Here is a 16,141-nt window from a genome sequence, read left to right as displayed (position 1 = left end):
CTGCATGTCAGACCCACCCCATATTTAAGGGGTGATAAGAATATTTTATCCTGCTGTGAGGAGCATTCATGAAAGGTATCATCTCTATCCAGTCTCATGTCGTGTATGGGCATGCTGGCAACAGTTCGGCCGTTTTCCCAATGCAACGAATGGGGTTTGAGGTTTGGCCTATTCATACGGTTCAATTTTCGAATCACACTCAATATCAGCAAGGCTGGAAGGGTAAGGCATTCTCCGCAGATGATATATCTGAGTTAGTCTCAGGCATTGCCAATATAGAGCAGCTTAAAAACTGCCAAGCGATATTATCTGGTTATCAGGGAAGTGCGGATCAATGTCTCGCAGTTCTTGATGCAGTTCGCCAGGTCAAAGCTCAAAACCCTAATGCGATTTATGTGTGTGATCCTGTCATGGGCGATCCAGAGAAGGGTTGTATTGTTCCGCAAGGTACAACTGAATACTTGGTCAACGATGTGATGCCAAGCGCTGATGTCATTGTGCCGAATCAATTCGAGCTGGCTCAGTTTACCAATATGGACATCACTGACTTAGAGACTGCGGTAGCTGCCTGCCATGAGGCTTTATCGCGTGGACCGAAAATGGTGTTGGTAAAACATCTACATAGTGTTTCTGATGACCAGTTTACCATGATGCTGGCGACAGAAGCGGGGTGCTTTATTGCGCAGCGTCCTCATCTTAAGTTTGCTAAGCAGCCAGTGGGAGTAGGGGATCTGATTTCTGCGCTATTCACCGCCGGACTTTTGAAAGGCTGGTCGGCCGAGCGGGCATTTGAGCATGCCAATAACGCGAGTTATGCGGTACTTAAGGAAACGCAGCAAAGAGATGAATGGGAGCTGCAAACCATTGCGGCGCAGGAAGAGTTGGTGGATCCAATGGAGCGTTTCCCAATCACTAAGGTGTGATAAAGAAAAACCGAAGCGAAGGTGCTTCGGTTTTTACCTAGAGGCCTACTCACTGTCGATCTTTTTGAGGAGATCGCCTTTCACAATTTCAAGTGCCTCTAAGGCGACTTTTGGGTCGATCTCATTGCTCTCGAATAAGAAAATCAGATCCACGGCGAGTTTGATTTCCTCTGGAGCACTGTCTAAGCCTTTTTCATTCGACATTAGATAAATTTCATCCTTTGATTGATCGTGTATTGAATCTGGTTCATAGCGCTGCGGCACCGTTGCAATCTTTGCTCTGTTTCTATGAGTGATTGCTCATCATGCGGGTTTTGTTCTTTGTCGCGAACTAACTGACACAGTTTTTGCTCCCAAACCTTATGCTGAGCAAGTGACGCTTTAAGTTCAGCCAGTGATTTCTGCTGAGTGGGATCTTGTTTAATGTTGAGAGGCGCTGCGAGCACTCTCTCGAGCGCTTCCAACTGCCATGAAAACTTCTCTACCAGTGCTTCAGACGTACCTTGGTTTGTTGAGTGCTGACTGAGTGTTACGATTTTGTTGAGCAAGGACGTCGTTTCAATGACACAAGGCAGGGTACGAAAGCCGCCTGATTGAAACAGATGCTCATCAAACAGTCGTACTTTTTCCTGCTTATTTGAATCATCAAACGCTTTGGCTTTTTGCTTGAGAATTCGTAATCGTGACTTGAGTTGCTCGAGTTTCATCAGCCGTATACTCTAATGCCGTGGCCTATAGCCATGCGTCATAGGCAAGTTTGATTGCTAGGATACTCACTACCGTTACAAAGATAGGTCTAATAAACTTAGCACCAAATCGAATTGCCGAATGCGCTCCAATATACGCACCAGCCATCAAACAGACGCCCATGGTCAAACCAAGTACCCAGTTAATATGGCCGAGCACCGCAAAGGTTATCAGCGAGGTAAAGTTACTGGTGAAGTTCATCGCTTTGGATAGGCCAGAAGCAAACAAGATGTTTAAGCGATACAGTGCCATTGAGCTTACTGTCCAAAACGCACCAGTACCAGGTCCCGCTACCCCGTCGTAAAAGCCAAGCGATAATCCTTGAAGATACTGCTTGCGGTTGAATTTAGGACAGCCAACGTTAACTTTGCTGTGCTCTCCTTGAGGAGAGCGATGGAATACGGTGTAAAGCGCCGCGGCTAGAATCACCAGCGGTAGCACTTTTTCTAGCCACTCGGTGCTGATCATATCGACAACTAGTGTGCCGAGTGTCGCTCCAAATAACGTCGCTACGAAAGCTCGGCGCCAACATTCAGGCTTAAACAGTCTTTTTCGATAATAGGTAAAAGCCGCCGTCGACGAAGCAAAGGTCGCAGCAAGTTTATTGGTGCCAAGAGCAATATGAGGAGGAAGCCCTAATGACAGTAGTGCTGGCACGGTCAACATGCCACCACCGCCGGCAACAGCATCAATAAAGCCCGCAGCAAAAGCCACGATTGCCAAGATAACCAACATACTTGGTTCGATAAATTCCATCGAGACGAATGACCCTTAGTATTCTATTTTTCTTTTAAATGGGGGTAGGGAATCAAGCAAAGATTTGCCATACCTTTTAGTGACGATTCGCCTATCCAGAATATAGAGGGTGCCACAGTCCCTTTCTTTCCTCAGCAAACGGCCAGCCGATTGTATCAGCTTTTTACTGGCTTCTGGAACTGTAATCTGGAGAAATGCATTGCCACCTTTACTCTCGATGTATTCTGCATGCGCTTGCTCAATCGGCGATGTTGGAACTGCGAAAGGGATTTTGGTAATCACTAAGTTTTCAAGCAGTTCACCTGGCAAATCCAATCCTTCAGAAAAGCTGCCTGTACCAAAAAGAACGCTAGTTTTTCCACCTTGAGTCAAGGTTTTATGTTTATTTAGAATTTCTGAGCGTGATTTTTCGCCTTGAATCTGCAAGTGCCAGCCTTTGAGTGCAAATTTTGTTCTCAGTTCATCGGCCACTTTGTTCATTTGCCAATAGGAAGAGAAAAGTACCAGATTGCTTTTATCCTGTTCGATAATGTTTGGAATTTTCTCGATAAGCTCATCAGTAAATTGCGGGGCTTGTGGCTCGTTTTTCATCTTTGGCACGATTAGTTCTGCTTGTTCCGCGTAATTAAATGGTGAAGCGAGTGCTAAGAACTGAACGCCATCATCCTCTTTTTGGCTGATCCCCGATTGGTGGCAGAAAAAAGAGAAAGAGTTGAGCGCGCGCATGGTTGCTGAAACGAGTACGGCACCGACACAACGTGACCAAAGCTGTTGATCTAACTGCCAGCCCACTTCTAGAGGGGCAACACTGACCAAGTGGTCACCTTCACGCTCTTTGCTTTTCTCAATCCATCTGGCGAGGGGGGCACCTTTCTCTTTTTGCGGCTCTGCCATTAGACGCCAAACGGCCGCTAGATTGTCGAATCTCTGGATATAAAAGCCCAGCTCGGCCAAAGCAGGCTCTGCGAGCTTGGCACCGATTTCACCATCTTTTAATCGCTCAGAGATGAGGTCTGCAATCTTTGCCGATGCTTGAGCTCCTTTCTGTGAGTATTGCTTGAGTACCTTAGCTTGCTCTTCCAGCCATGAAGGGAGCTCTCCGTTTTCGAATCGACAGCTATCTTCTTCAAAGGCGAGGCCTGTGCAATAGGTGTTTACCTCTCCAAGCAGGGGGATTAATTGCTGGATAGCGTCTTGTAGTTCATTTCGAAAACGACCGACACGCTTTTCATCGGCTAACCCTGAGAATTTACTTGCTGATTGGTTGAGCCTTTCTAGCCAAGTACCCGCACCTTTTAATGTCGCTGAAGCAGAGGCATGGTCTCTAGCGACATGTGGAAGGTGATGCGCTTCATCAAAGATAAAGATGGTATTTTCTGGTTCGGGAAGAATGACGCCACCACCAAGATCGGCATCTGCCATTACTAAGCTGTGATTGGCAATAATGACGTCGTTTTTATCCAGCTCTGAACGTGCCTTAGAAAATGGGCACCCTCTGTGAGCAGGCAAACTGTTATTACAACTATGCTTTTCACTGACAATGGTTTGCCAGATAGCGTCATCAATAGGCTTTGGCCAAGAATCTCTATCACCATCCCATTTACCCTGAGCCAATTTCTCGTACATCAGTTGCAATTGAGCGATATCCGCCGCTTTTGGCTTGGTTTCAAACATCGCCATTTGCCCGCCGTCTGCGCCGCAAGCGACGGCCAGTTTTTCGGTGCAGCAGTAACGCTGTCTGCCTTTTGCAATGATAAAAGAGAAGTTTTGGTCCGTGATACGCCTAAACAGCGGCAAATCTTTATTCAATAGCTGCTCTTGAAGGGCAACGGTTGCGGTTGAAATCACCACTTTGCGATTGTTTTGCACCGCCACAGGAATGGTTGCCATTAAATAAGAAAGACTTTTGCCAATTCCGGTTCCTGCTTCTGCCACGATCATGCGTGTCGACTTGTGATATTGACCACACAGAGTTTTAGCAATCTCTGAAACAAGGTAGTTCTGAGCACGCCTAGGAACAAAGTTATCGAGTTGGGTTTGAAGGTTTTGATAACTCTGGCGAATGGATTTTTGGATTTTACTGGTCAGCATGATGGGCCCTACTTAGACGAGCGGGGAGTGTACCACACTTCAAGGTGTGAAAAATATCGGCAAATAAGCGCACGTTTACAGCTGTTATTTAGATCAAAATCACAAAATCCGAGTGAACTTTTACTTAAGTGGATATTTTTTATTTTGTAAAAAATATAAAACTCCAAAAAATATATGTTGCTAGTTATTTATTCTGTGTATTGGTTGGTTATTGTGTATTTAGTGGTGGTTTGTGTAGGTTTGGGCTTGGAAAAGGATTCTGTAGTTACAATTGAATGCTGTTCGAAAAACTTGCACTCCATCACGCGCATTCCCTTAACTTGTTGATTTTGTTGTATTTATATAATTTTGAGTTTTTTATTTAGAGTGTTTGACAAGTCCTTATAACTTTTGCATTCTTGGTTTCGAGATTTAAAGACGCTAAGTCACCCAAAGGACAAAAGGTTGTCGTTCTTCTGGAAGATTTAGACGTCACATATATTAAAAAAGGGAACCGAAAAGGAATTCCCATCTAAGAAAAGGCAGTGGATTATCATGAAAAAAACTCTAGTAGCTTTAGCTGTACTAGCAGCGGGTTCTGCGCAAGCAGGTATCGAACTTTATAACCAAGACAAAGTAACTGTTAACATGACAGGTGATGTTGAGGTTGTTTACCTGAAAGATAAAGTAGAAGGTGCTGAATTCCAACAAGACATTCAGGACGCAGATTTTGGTTTTGACACTCGTTACGCAGTAAACGACGACCTACAAATCGGCGCATACTGGGAGTTCTCTGGTGACGGCGGTCAAGCTGACACTGGTGACGTTTACATGGCGTTCTACTCTCAATCTTTTGGTTCTATCAAGTTCGGTAAAACTGCAACAGCTCTTGATGATGCAGGTATTGGCGGCGACTACCAGTTCGGTATCAACTCTTTCTTCAACAACGGTACTCCATTCTCTGGTGACGAAGCAGTTCGCTACGACATCGACAAAGGCACTTTCTACGGTACTGTTGCATTCCTACAAGACAAGAACGGTAACAACGACCTAGGCGAAGACGGTACTTACTTCGATGCTAAGCTAGGTGCACGTGTAGCTGACTTTGACTTCACAGGTTTCGTAGGTAAAGCTAAGTTTAAAGGTACTGAGTCTACAACTAAGCAAGTAGTAGTGAAGGATCCTGTTACTGGTATCGCAACAGGCGAAATCGCTAATGTAACTACAACTACTCCATTTGACGCTGACGAAACTTTATACGCTCTAGAAGCTCGTTACGCTGGTGTTGAGAACCTAAACCTAGCTGCTGGTTACTACTCACTAGACGGTGACGTAACTGGTACTGATGTTAAGACTGACACATTCGGTCTATCTGCTGACTACACGTTCAACGCAGTTACTGTTGGCGCTGGTTACAGCCGCTCTTCTTCAGATGTAGCTAACTCTGATGATGTGAACAACTGGTACCTAAACGCAGCTTACTCTCTAGCTCCTTCAACTAAAGCTTACGCTGAAGTTGGTGGTGACGATGCAGACAACAGCCAAACTGGCGTTGCTATCGGTCTTAAAGCTGAATTCTAATCTAGCTTTTAGATAGATACTCTAAGCCACCCATCCGGGTGGCTTTTTTGATCGAACAATCAAATTATGTCTCAATAAAACTAAAAAAAGCTTTTGTTAGTCAAATGCTGTGGCATGATTGTGTGCGTACCGAGTGTTTATAGGTGTAAAGGCCTAATTAAGGAGAGTTAATAACGTGAAGAAGTCTGTTATCACGATTTTATTGGCAGCAAGTTCTGCTTTTGCTGCAAGTGCTGCCACGTTAACGCCAATGAATGGTGTGTCATTGCTGTATGTGAATGGCCAAGAGTCTGAATCAAAAATACGTTCCAACGATGTCGAATCCGGAACCACTCAGGTTGTGATACGCATGGATAAAAAAGTAGGCCGAGGTAGCAGCCAGTCGGTCTATACTTCTGCACCTTATGTCATCACATTCAATATCACCGGTGATGAGGTGAAGATTAACCACCCAGTCGCTCGAAGTAAGCAAGAAGCGAGCGCTGCATTTCGTTTACCAGAGCCAGAGTGGCGTATTACTCAAGATGGTAACTCACTATCTTATACCGTTGAGAAGTTGAAAGGCCGCGAAGGGGCGTTTCCGTATTCTGGGATAGGTGAGTTGATAGCTGAATATAACGAGCAGCGCGGTATTACTTTCGGTGGTGAGTCTGCTTCTGAAGTGGCTTCAGCAACCGCTGCTGTGGCAGCGACAGCAACAACGGCTGTTGCAGCGTCTACTCCGAAGGTGGTTGAAAAACCTCAAGCAGTGAAGGGTGATGCTAAATCCAGCAATATGGAACAGTTACAAGCGTTGTACTTAAAGGCGTCGAAAACTGAACGCAAGGAATTTCGCAAGTGGATGATTGACCAAGAGTAATTGGCTCAGTCTATCAAGCTTTGTAATTAAGGGGCTAAATGCCCCTTTTTTGTGTCTCGCTAACAGGAATCTAACTATAGTTGCCCCAGAATTAGGTTATGATTACTCTATTGTTCTGTATCTAACGTCAATCTCGTGAACCGTCTATTTTCTCTTATTCAGCGTTTTCCTAAGCTTGTCCTTCTTTTTGTCACTCTCATTACCAGTGTAGCTATCTGGTATGGGCAGCAGCATTTTAGGATGAATGCCGATTTATCTTCATTAGTAGAACAAAATGGAGCTTGGGTTGACGATCTTAACTATTTAAACGACACGTTTCCCGAATCCGGTAATGTCACTGTATTGGTCACTATTACCGATGGTTCAGACCTAAAAGAGCACGTCGTCTCAATAGAAAAACAACTGCGGAACCAAAAGATATTTAAAGAGATCTTTGCACCGCAATTGCTGGCTTGGTTTGAAGAGCACCCGTTAGGGTTTGTGACTCAAGACGAGTTTGAACGTATCGAAGCCTTTACTCGCGACGCGATTAAGCCTGCTGCACTTGCTGCTCAATCAGGCAGTCTTGATCTTTATTTGGCCGAACTTGCCCAAAGCGAACAACCGAAATTAACACCGATTTTAGAGGCAATAAACAACCAATCAGTTGACTGGGCAAAACTGGCTCAGAAAAATCTGACAAAGCCCACGGCGTATGCCATCACGTTAGTTGCAGAACCAGACGCATCAGCGACGGAACCGAATCGCGCTATTATGGAGGCAATTCACCAGAGCATTATAGCGGCGGATTTACCATCAAACGTCGACATTAAAGTTACCGGTCAGGCGGCACTCGATTTTGATGAAATTGCTGATGCCAACAACAGCATCGCTATAGCCGGTAGTGCTTCATTAGTCGGTCTTATTTTGATTTTGGCGATTGGTATCCGCTCACTTCGAGTGATAGTCGCATGTTACTTGACGGTATTAGTTGGTCTAGCTTGGACATTTGCGGCAGGTCTGGCTGTTATTGGGCACTACAACACGATCTCTATTGTATTTATGGTGATGTTTATTGGCCTTGCAGTCGATTTTTCCATTCACTTATGTCTTCATATTCAAGAGCTTAGGTTAAAAGGAGAGAATGACTCGTTAGCGATGCGCGATGCAATTTCTCATTCGGTTCGACCTTTGTCACTGTGTGCACTTTCTTCGGCACTGGGCTTTTTAAGCTTCTATCCAACCGCTTATACAGGGCTTGGTGAGTTAGGTGTCGTGTCTGCTCTTGGTATGGTGCTTGGCCTTGCTGCAACCTTTATCATTATCCCACTGTTCTTTACCTTGTTTGGCTATCCGAAAGTTCGTCATCAACGAGATACGCACCGTTTCGCTTGGTTCGGAGAGCAACTGATGCGCTTTAAAGGCACGGTGTTTAGCTTAGCGATAGTATTGACGGTCGTCATGGGATACGGCGCGACACAGTTTAAGTTTGATTTCTCAACGTTGGTTTTGAAAAACCCTCAGTCAGAGTCTGTGTTGGCTCTAAATCAATTGCAACAAGAGGGACTTGGCTCAAGCTATCAGCTGTTTGCCATTGCTAAAAACCAGCAGCAAGCTGAGCAGTGGCAGGCTAGTTTGATACAGCAACCTTCGGTGGCTTCGGTTAGGGTAGTGAGTGATTTTTTGCCTAAAGATCTTGAGAAGAGAACCGAGCAGCTGCAAGCGTTGTTCACGCAGCCAGACATAGCGACGCCAATGAGCTATTCAGAATTTGTGGAGATGGCGAAAACTCAACGTTGGCAGGATAGCGAGCGCTTACCTGATACGATAGATAGCGCTTCTGTCTCGGAGCTTCTATTTGCTGGTCTATCAACTAGCTTGAATACACTGACGCAGTTTGAACCCGTGACTATTGAGTCGCTGCCAACCGATTTGAGTGAGCGCTATATCAGTCAGCAGGGTGAATGGCTAGTGGTGATCTCTCCAAGTGAAGATATGACTAATGTCGATGCTTTGGATAAGTTTATTACCGAGTCTAAGCAAATTGCACCGAATGCAACAGGCAGAGCTGTTGCTGAAAAAGAAGTGGGCAGCATTATTGTGAGTGCGTTTCAAGCGGCAATCATGATGTCGGTGTTTGGGATTGCACTGATTCTCATTTGGTCGGTTGAGAAAAAACGAGATGTGTTACTTATCTTTATTCCACTGACGTTGGCGTCACTATCGACTTTAGGGTTGATGCACTGGCTCAGGTTATCGATGAACATGGCCAACATCATAGTGATCCCGCTGATCTTTGGTCTGGGTGTGGATAATGGCATACACATCGTGAAGCGTTTTCGTGCGGTGAGAAGTTTGGCGGCATTCTTTAAAACCTCGACACCGAAGGCGTCACTAGTAAGTTGTTTAACCACGCTAGCAACATTTGGTGCTTTGATCGTTGCTGATCACCAAGGGATGCATTCCATCGGGTTGGTACTTACTATCGCATTGAGCTGTATTTTGGTGTTTAGTTTAACGCTATTGCCACTATTGCTAGAAGTGACAAAGAAAAAGCCCATTGAATAATGGGCTTGATAACTCTTTAAGGGTTAGAAACGAGCATCTAGGGTGACGAAGAAGCTCTTACGTTGACCGAAGCCAAGCTCACTTATTAATACCCAGTTTGGGGTGAACTCATATTGCGCGCCGACTAGACTATTCCAGTTGTTGGCGAGGCTTTGCGTCACAGTGAACTTCGCGTCATCTAACATAGGCAAGGCACCGATAGAGCCTAGCGGTAAGTCTTTGACATTACCTGTTAGGGTTTGTTCTATGTTTTGGTACTGCGCACCTACCCAAGCTCTAATTGGCCAATCACTGTTTCGGGAGAAATCCCATCCGATTCGCGGTGACACAACTATCGAGTCAATTTCACCATCAATTACGGTGAGACTGGTTTTCGTGTAACTTGCATCTACAAGCGCGAAAAAGCTTTCGTACCCACCTGCAATCACAGTACCTATACCATAGGTATAACCGTCAAGATCCAATCGAAACGGTTCGTTCAAATTATCGACTTCAATCGGGATAGCAGGCAGAGGAGGCAAGAGGTCGAGCTCACCTTTAACGGAGGTGATAGTCGTTTCTGAATAACCATTGAGTTTACCGCCAATTGCGTAGAAATTCAGAAACGGCAGAACCCAAACGTCTGCTTTCAATGTCAGAACTTCGGATTCTTGATAACCTCCTTGTGTGCCTATTTCCAAATTCTGTACTTGGGAAGGTAAACCGGTAAGAGCAATCGAGTTGACATTGATACCTTGAGACACATTCATATAACCAAGACTTAACCCAAAAGCTTCAGGCAGGGTGTAGCCTCGCTCTTCAGCTTCTTTCTTGAATAGTGGTAGCTCTATCGCTGAAGCTAGGCTAGGTAGCAACAGCGCCGCCAATGAGAGCGCTTTTAGGGAAAATTTGGCATTAAATGTCATAGGGGTATCTACTTAAATGAATTGAAGATATACATCAAGATTATAGGTTGGCGGATTGTAGATGAGCAAAGTCTTGATGGAAAGAAGTTTTAACCATAAAAAAGGTCGTGGTTAAAACCACGACCTTTTGACCATAGGGCGTCTGTTATTTATCGATGTTCAACGCAATAGAATCTTCTGTGGCGAACGCCGTAACAACATTACCGTTGGCTAGCGTCGGAACGTTTGTGTTGGTAAGCAGTATGTTGGTTGTACCTGCCTCTGCCACCGCTAAATCATAAGTTCCTGCCGCGACTTTGAGAACGGCAGTATCTTTAAATGATACGCCTTTAAGGACTGCTGTATCCGCTGAAAATGCACCGCCGTCAGCAACCGCATGGATGTCCACGAGCGCTGCCGCTGCAGTCGGGTTGGCATGCACTACTCGAATTTTCGCATAGGTTGCAATGCCGCGAAGGTCGTCTTCAATAATTAAAGCTTCTTGAGAGCTGTCATTTAAACGTCCCACGGCGAAAATGGTAGTTTCCGAACCTGCGGAGAAGGTGGCGCCCGGGACGGTGATGACTTGTGGTGAAGTTGTACCAGTAGGTGCAACGGCAACATCGACCGTTCCAGGTGCAATCGCTGTCCCAGCAACGTTCTCATACGTCAGATTGGTCAGTCCGGCAACGGCTGCGCCATTTGCTAGAATATCTACAGGTGGCGCGTCTTCAATGGCATGGCCGGCACGCACAATGGCTTTTTCATCAGTGTCTCTGAGTACTGTGACAGAACTTCCGTCTGCGACTAACAGATTCACAGGTGAGTCACCCATAGCACTGTTCACTACGTTGGGTACAGCGGTGACCATCAAATCAGTGCCGCCGGGTAAATCTATTTCACCACTGTCGAATACGACGTCTGCATCAGTACTTTGGCCGGTCGGAGTTATGCGTATTCGATAGGTGCTGGCTGGGACTGTAATCGGTAGGTCGGCCGAATCTATCGCAAATGCTAAACCCGAAACGCCAACTGTAGCAGTACTGATACTGGCATCTGTGGTCAGGTGAATATCAACCGCACCAACGTCAGGGTGTGCATGTAAAACATCAATGCGGACTGAATTACTATCAGGTTTGATTCCAGAACGTGCCAATATAACTCCCTGCAGTGCCGATGTTTTGTTGAGAGCAAAAACATCATACTGCATGTCAGGAGCAAAGTTTACGCCAGGTACGGGAAGCACTTCGCTAGCGCTACCGTCGGTGCCGATAGCCTCGACTGACAGGTCATACGTACCTGAGTCGACAGTTATCAATCCGCTACCCTGCTGGTAGTCTACGTCTGTTAACCCACTCAAAATAGCGCCATTCGCTTTGATGTTTACCAGTGGTGCATCAGCGCTGGCGTGTGTCACGCGAACTTGAGTGGTTGGGTTAGAAGGGTGATCGGAATCGCTGCCACAGCCGACGATGGTGATTGCTGCGGCTGCGATAACGGATGTTTTTATAATATTCATGGTAAGCCTCTATGCTCATGTTATTCGCAAAGAGGCTTACGGCACCAAAATCAAATAAGTTCAAAGTTGATGGTAAAATAAACTATTGGTAAAGCATGCAGTTTCATAAATGAGCTAATGCTAATCTTCTATTGGTAACCAGTCCACGGTTACTCCAGCTTGATCGAACATATCTTGGCTTAGTGAAATTTTTTCGCCCCAACGTGATAGAAAATCGTCAGTTTGCGCAGGGCAGTGGACAACAGAAATGCCTGTTTGAATGATTTTTGCGGCACAATTTGGGCACGGAAAATGTGTTACCCAAATCTCACAACCGCCAAGATCTCGCTTTGCAAATAGAATCGCATTTTCTTCAGCGTGCAATGTCTTCAGGTATTTAGTCTCTCGCTCGTCCACTTCAGCACTATCGGAAATACCATGTGGATAGCCATTAAAGCCAACAGAAACGATACGGTTTTGCTTGGTAATGACTGCGCCTACTTGTGTTGATGGATCTTTACTCCATGAGCCAACTAATTCAGCCATTTGAATAAATCGTTTTGCCCATTTAGACGCCATAATTACTCCAGTGTTTGTTGTGTGCTTGGTCGTGTTGTTATTGCGTTTAAGTCTACAAAATAACGACAATGAAAACGAGTGCTATTTGTAAACGATTACAGTTTTAGATGCGGTGTTCGTGTTACTAAGATTTACAATCAATAGAGACATATTGTGCTGTCTATAATGTAACCTTTAGGGAGAGATTTTGTGATCTGGTCGGGATTCTGTGTCAGAGTAACGACAATTATCAATAATTTGCTGAGATCATTAATAATCATATGGCAGAATTTGACGAATTCTTTAAGGATGGGAAAAGATAATGCGAAAAACACTGTTAGCGGTTTCACTATGTGGTCTGTGTTTTAGTGCAAGCAGCTTTGCGTTTGTTCAGGATTGGTCAAAGCGAAGCAACCAAGAAGTGATAACGGAAGCCAAGCGCGGCGACCTGTTTGCTCAGATCGAGTTGGGCGACCGCTATGCGACCGGCAATGGCGTAGAAGAAGACGACATCACTGCGGTTGAATGGTACCGAAAGGCCGCAGCGCAAAAAAGCGAGACGGCGATGTACAAGCTTGGCATGATGTACGATAACGGTCACGGTGTTCCTTATGATGCGAAAGAAGCAGCAACTTGGTTCGAAAAAGCGTCGCAAAAAGGCAGCGTAACAGCGCAGTACTACTTGGCTGGTATGTACAAATGGGGACGTGGTGTTCCCAAAAGTAATGAAAAAGCAGTCGAGTACTATCGCTTAGCGGCAGAGAAGGGTTTTGATGTTGCTCAAAACAGCCTAGGTGTGATGTACGCAAAAGGGCTCGGCATTGAGAAGAACGATGAGGAAGCGGTAAAATGGTATCGCCGTTCGGCTGAAAATGGCTACGCTTATGGACAACGAAACCTCGCCTATAAATACTCACTTGGTGAAGGAGTAGGGCTTGATAATGTTGAAGCCTATGCTTGGGCATCGGTCGCTTCAACAAATGGCTATAAGACTGCTGAAAAACTTCGTGATGATTTAGCCCAAAAGCTGAGTGAAGCTGAACTTGCGGTTGCGCAGCAAAAAGCGACAAAGTACTTAGCAGAGCACTCCTCTCATCAATAGTCGCCAAACAATTAAGAAAGGAAGCCAAGTGCTTCCTTTTTACTTTCAGTTGAGTGGTTTTATGACTGAGTAGTCGAAAGATGATTTACCAGCCGGCTTGATGGTCGCCGTATTTGCGTCGATAGCGAGCTAACATGGTTTCATTGCCAAGCAGGCCTCCTTGGTGGATATAGAGGATGGTGGTGTCGATATTCTCTTCTAGCCAAGGAAGTAAACAGCGCCACATCATTGGGTCATAAAGTAGATCGAACTCGATATGTGTCTCTTCCTGCAATGCTTGCCAAAGTTCATAGTCTTCTTGGTATAGTTTTCCAAAGTGATGTTTAGATGGCAGCCCGAGTATTGTCGGGTAGTACTCAGTCTCGCCAAGTTCTAGAAACTGGGACAGTAGATAGTCTTTTCCCGATACGCAAGGACAGGTTAGCACCTCTATACCTTGTGGTTTTAACTGCTGGCTAAGGTAGAGTGCAGTGGTGCCCGTTCCAGATGGCAGCGCAACTTTGATGTTACGACCCTTTTCAAATCTTGACCAAGACAAAATCTCATCGGCGAGTTTGCTGATTCCTAGCTTAGCATCTTGAAAATGCCCCCCTTCGGGAATGATTAAGCACTCTGGGTCATTTTCATGCTGCTGCGCGATAAACGCAGAAGGATGTGGCGCCTTTTCACCAAACATGTCTCGAAGCGAAATCACTTCAGCACCCAGCTCTAAGGCGGTGCGATAATTTCCCATTGGTTTTTCGTCCAACCAAGCTGGTTTATGAGCCACATAATAGGTCAGTTTGAGCCCTTTTATTTTGGCTAAGGCAGCGAGCGACGTGAGCGAGTTTGCTTGAGCGGAACCCCAACCAATGAGTCGAGTTTTTCCTTTCAGTGGCTGCTCAAGCGTAGCCATAAATTTTCGAGCTTTGTTGCCATTAAAGTGTCCGTGAAGCAAATCATCTCTTTTGAGGAAAAAATGATGCCCCTGAAAGTGGTGTTCGGTGACTGGGCTGTCATTGAGTTTCATGAGCGCTACCTTTATGTGACACTGGGCAGTATATGGGCAGCGAAGTGTACTCTTTGATGTTGATAGTTACAAACGAAGAGACGACAAATCGTTACATAGTTAAACCAGTTGCTGTGCCAGAATAGCCAGTATAGGGATAGCTTGTCTGCTCGCTAAATTGACACAAACTTGACTTTGCGCCATTTTGCCGGCTTTTTAGTGAAAAATTGCGGGGCAAACGTTCAGTTGTGGGGCTTTCTTGGACGAAACGCGTAATTAGCGCTATTTTGCTAATGAAAATGGGTGAACAACGATTTGTTTTGCTAATGGTTGTCGACTATATGTACAGAATGTCAATGTTTTGTGTGGTAAGTCGATATCAAGCCTTTTAATTCTTTGAACGCCCTAGTAAACTTTAGTGTCAAATTTTCGTGCACAGCGTCACGAACTAACTGTGAGTTTAAAAAATGAGCCAGTCCTTTCTTCCATTATGTCGACCTGCTGTCGACGAGCAAGACATTCAGTCTGTTGTGGATGTCCTTCGTTCAGGTTGGATCACCACCGGTCCTAAAAACGCAGAATTAGAAACCAAGATCTCTCAGCATACCGGCGCACCACACAGCGTAGCGCTAAGTAGTGCGACGGCAGGCATGCATCTTGTTCTTCTTGCTATGGGTATTGGACCAGGCGATGAGGTTATCACGCCTTCACTAACTTGGGTTTCAACGGTCAACATGATTACTTTGGTAGGTGCCAAACCTGTCTTTGTTGATGTGGATGCTGATACCTTAATGACAGACGCAGCGAAGATCGAGCCACTTATTACTGATAAGACGAAGCTGATCATTCCTGTTCACTATGCAGGTGCTGCGCTGGATCTTGACCCTATTTATGCTCTTGGTGAGAAGTACAATATTCCAGTGATTGAAGATGCAGCGCACGCACTCGGCACGGAATATAAAGGGCAGCCAATTGGTCACCGCGGTTCTTGCTTGTTCTCAACGCATGCTATTAAGAATGTGACGACAGCAGAAGGCGGCATTTTTACTACTCACGATGCTGAGTTGGCTGATAAAGTACGCCGCCTTAAATTCCATGGTTTAGGCGTAGATGCCTTTGACCGCGAAACACAAGGTCGTGCACCGCAAGCCGAAGTGGTTGAACCTGGTTTTAAGTACAACATGCCAGACATCTGTGCCGTGCTTGCCCTTGGTCAGATGGACCGTATCGCTGAAATCACCGCCAAACGCACCGAGCTTGCACTCTCTTACCGCGGTAAGCTTGAGTCAATCAAAGGTGTTACCCCTCTTGGTTTGGCTTCCCACGATCACAAGCACTGCTGGCACCTAATGATTGTTAGAGTGGATCCTGCGGTTGCTGGTTTGACTCGTGACGATCTTATTGCAGCATTAAAAGAGAAAGGCATTGGTGCCGGAATTCACTTTAAAGCTTGCCATACTCAAAAATACTACCGCGAGAATTACGCGGAGCTGTTTGGGGACATTAACCCAAATCTTCATAATACCGAACGTAACAGTAATCAAATCTGCTCGTTGCCGCTTTTCCCTGATATGACTCAGGATGATGTAGAGCGTGTAGTGAGCGCCGTGTCAGAGATAATTGGATAA

General features: G+C 45.5%; 14 protein-coding genes. 6 read left to right on the top strand and 8 right to left on the bottom strand.

What is annotated here, in order from left to right:
• Positions 1–68: 68 nt before the first annotated feature.
• On the top strand, positions 69–923 hold the full coding sequence (pdxY, locus tag ACVA6Q_RS21235; RefSeq protein WP_446648868.1) for a pyridoxal kinase PdxY: 855 nt from the start codon (positions 69–71) through the stop codon (positions 921–923).
• A gap of 45 nt (positions 924–968) precedes the next feature.
• Here pdxY and rsmS read toward each other — a convergent pair whose 3' ends face one another.
• The 4 genes from rsmS to dinG are packed head-to-tail and all read right to left on the bottom strand — an operon-like array spanning position 969 to position 4,517.
• Positions 969–1,127: a pleiotropic regulatory protein RsmS gene (gene rsmS, locus ACVA6Q_RS21230; protein ID WP_446648867.1), complete on the bottom strand. Its 159-nt coding sequence runs from the start codon at positions 1,125–1,127 to the stop codon at positions 969–971.
• Positions 1,127–1,630 (bottom strand): primosomal replication protein PriC, encoded by a 504-nt coding sequence (gene priC / locus ACVA6Q_RS21225; RefSeq protein WP_446648866.1) that lies wholly within the window; start codon positions 1,628–1,630, stop codon positions 1,127–1,129. Before priC ends, rsmS begins: the two co-directional genes overlap by 1 nt.
• Before the next feature lie 25 nt (positions 1,631–1,655).
• Complete coding sequence (locus ACVA6Q_RS21220) at positions 1,656–2,426, bottom strand: sulfite exporter TauE/SafE family protein (protein WP_353498343.1); 771 nt, start codon at positions 2,424–2,426, stop codon at positions 1,656–1,658.
• A gap of 15 nt (positions 2,427–2,441) precedes the next feature.
• Positions 2,442–4,517 carry an ATP-dependent DNA helicase DinG gene (gene dinG, locus ACVA6Q_RS21215; RefSeq protein ID WP_446648865.1) on the bottom strand — a complete coding sequence of 692 codons (2,076 nt, stop codon included), beginning with the start codon at positions 4,515–4,517 and terminating at the stop codon, positions 2,442–2,444.
• Positions 4,518–5,051: 534 nt separating this feature from the next.
• Between dinG and ACVA6Q_RS21210 the strand changes: the two genes are divergently transcribed.
• The 3 genes from ACVA6Q_RS21210 (at position 5,052) to ACVA6Q_RS21200 (ending at position 9,483) form a co-directional block, all read left to right on the top strand.
• Entirely contained in the window at positions 5,052–6,077 is a 1,026-nt protein-coding gene (locus tag ACVA6Q_RS21210; protein ID WP_446648864.1) for a porin, read from the top strand.
• Positions 6,078–6,252: 175 nt separating this feature from the next.
• Positions 6,253–6,936, top strand: coding sequence for a DUF2057 family protein (locus tag ACVA6Q_RS21205; protein WP_446648863.1), 684 nt, complete (start codon positions 6,253–6,255; stop codon positions 6,934–6,936).
• A 135-nt stretch (positions 6,937–7,071) separates the two neighbouring features.
• A complete protein-coding gene (locus ACVA6Q_RS21200) occupies positions 7,072–9,483 on the top strand; it encodes an MMPL family transporter (protein ID WP_446648862.1) in 2,412 nt (803 codons plus the stop codon).
• A gap of 23 nt (positions 9,484–9,506) precedes the next feature.
• Here the strand turns inward: ACVA6Q_RS21200 and ACVA6Q_RS21195 are convergent, their stop codons facing one another.
• The 3 genes from ACVA6Q_RS21195 to ACVA6Q_RS21185 form a co-directional block, all read right to left on the bottom strand.
• Positions 9,507–10,388: a TonB-dependent receptor gene (locus ACVA6Q_RS21195; RefSeq protein ID WP_353498348.1), complete on the bottom strand. Its 882-nt coding sequence runs from the start codon at positions 10,386–10,388 to the stop codon at positions 9,507–9,509.
• 145 nt (positions 10,389–10,533) lie between these two features.
• On the bottom strand, positions 10,534–11,886 hold the full coding sequence (locus tag ACVA6Q_RS21190; protein ID WP_446648861.1) for a DUF4397 domain-containing protein: 1,353 nt from the start codon (positions 11,884–11,886) through the stop codon (positions 10,534–10,536).
• Positions 11,887–12,006: 120 nt separating this feature from the next.
• Complete coding sequence (locus tag ACVA6Q_RS21185; protein WP_353498350.1) at positions 12,007–12,444, bottom strand: dCMP deaminase family protein; 438 nt, start codon at positions 12,442–12,444, stop codon at positions 12,007–12,009.
• Positions 12,445–12,745: 301 nt separating this feature from the next.
• Between ACVA6Q_RS21185 and ACVA6Q_RS21180 the strand changes: the two genes are divergently transcribed.
• The gene (locus tag ACVA6Q_RS21180; RefSeq protein WP_446648860.1) at positions 12,746–13,525 is read left to right on the top strand and encodes a tetratricopeptide repeat protein; all 780 of its coding nucleotides are present in this window, start codon (positions 12,746–12,748) and stop codon (positions 13,523–13,525) included.
• Positions 13,526–13,610: 85 nt separating this feature from the next.
• Here the strand turns inward: ACVA6Q_RS21180 and ACVA6Q_RS21175 are convergent, their stop codons facing one another.
• On the bottom strand, positions 13,611–14,534 hold the full coding sequence (locus ACVA6Q_RS21175) for a pyridoxal-phosphate dependent enzyme (protein WP_446648859.1): 924 nt from the start codon (positions 14,532–14,534) through the stop codon (positions 13,611–13,613).
• Between the two features lie 446 nt (positions 14,535–14,980).
• Between ACVA6Q_RS21175 and ACVA6Q_RS21170 the strand changes: the two genes are divergently transcribed.
• A complete protein-coding gene (locus ACVA6Q_RS21170) occupies positions 14,981–16,141 on the top strand; it encodes an aminotransferase class I/II-fold pyridoxal phosphate-dependent enzyme (protein WP_446648858.1) in 1,161 nt (386 codons plus the stop codon).

Source organism: Vibrio sp. DNB22_10_4 (genome assembly GCF_052879755.1).
The sequence above is the reverse complement of the archived record's forward strand: the minus strand, read 5'-3'. Positions and strand labels throughout refer to the sequence as shown.

Excerpts from the sequence above, each read along its gene's own strand:
- pdxY (WP_446648868.1), top strand. The coding sequence starts at position 69 with ATGAAAGGTATCATCTCTATCCAGTCTCATGTCGTGTATGGGCATGCT.
- rsmS (WP_446648867.1), bottom strand. The coding sequence starts at position 1,127 with ATGTCGAATGAAAAAGGCTTAGACAGTGCTCCAGAGGAAATCAAACTC.
- priC (WP_446648866.1), bottom strand. The coding sequence starts at position 1,630 with ATGAAACTCGAGCAACTCAAGTCACGATTACGAATTCTCAAGCAAAAA.
- ACVA6Q_RS21220 (WP_353498343.1), bottom strand. The coding sequence starts at position 2,426 with ATGGAATTTATCGAACCAAGTATGTTGGTTATCTTGGCAATCGTGGCT.
- dinG (WP_446648865.1), bottom strand. The coding sequence starts at position 4,517 with ATGCTGACCAGTAAAATCCAAAAATCCATTCGCCAGAGTTATCAAAAC.
- ACVA6Q_RS21210 (WP_446648864.1), top strand. The coding sequence starts at position 5,052 with ATGAAAAAAACTCTAGTAGCTTTAGCTGTACTAGCAGCGGGTTCTGCG.
- ACVA6Q_RS21195 (WP_353498348.1), bottom strand. The coding sequence starts at position 10,388 with ATGACATTTAATGCCAAATTTTCCCTAAAAGCGCTCTCATTGGCGGCG.
- ACVA6Q_RS21190 (WP_446648861.1), bottom strand. The coding sequence starts at position 11,886 with ATGAATATTATAAAAACATCCGTTATCGCAGCCGCAGCAATCACCATC.
- ACVA6Q_RS21185 (WP_353498350.1), bottom strand. The coding sequence starts at position 12,444 with ATGGCGTCTAAATGGGCAAAACGATTTATTCAAATGGCTGAATTAGTT.
- ACVA6Q_RS21180 (WP_446648860.1), top strand. The coding sequence starts at position 12,746 with ATGCGAAAAACACTGTTAGCGGTTTCACTATGTGGTCTGTGTTTTAGT.
- ACVA6Q_RS21175 (WP_446648859.1), bottom strand. The coding sequence starts at position 14,534 with ATGAAACTCAATGACAGCCCAGTCACCGAACACCACTTTCAGGGGCAT.
- ACVA6Q_RS21170 (WP_446648858.1), top strand. The coding sequence starts at position 14,981 with ATGAGCCAGTCCTTTCTTCCATTATGTCGACCTGCTGTCGACGAGCAA.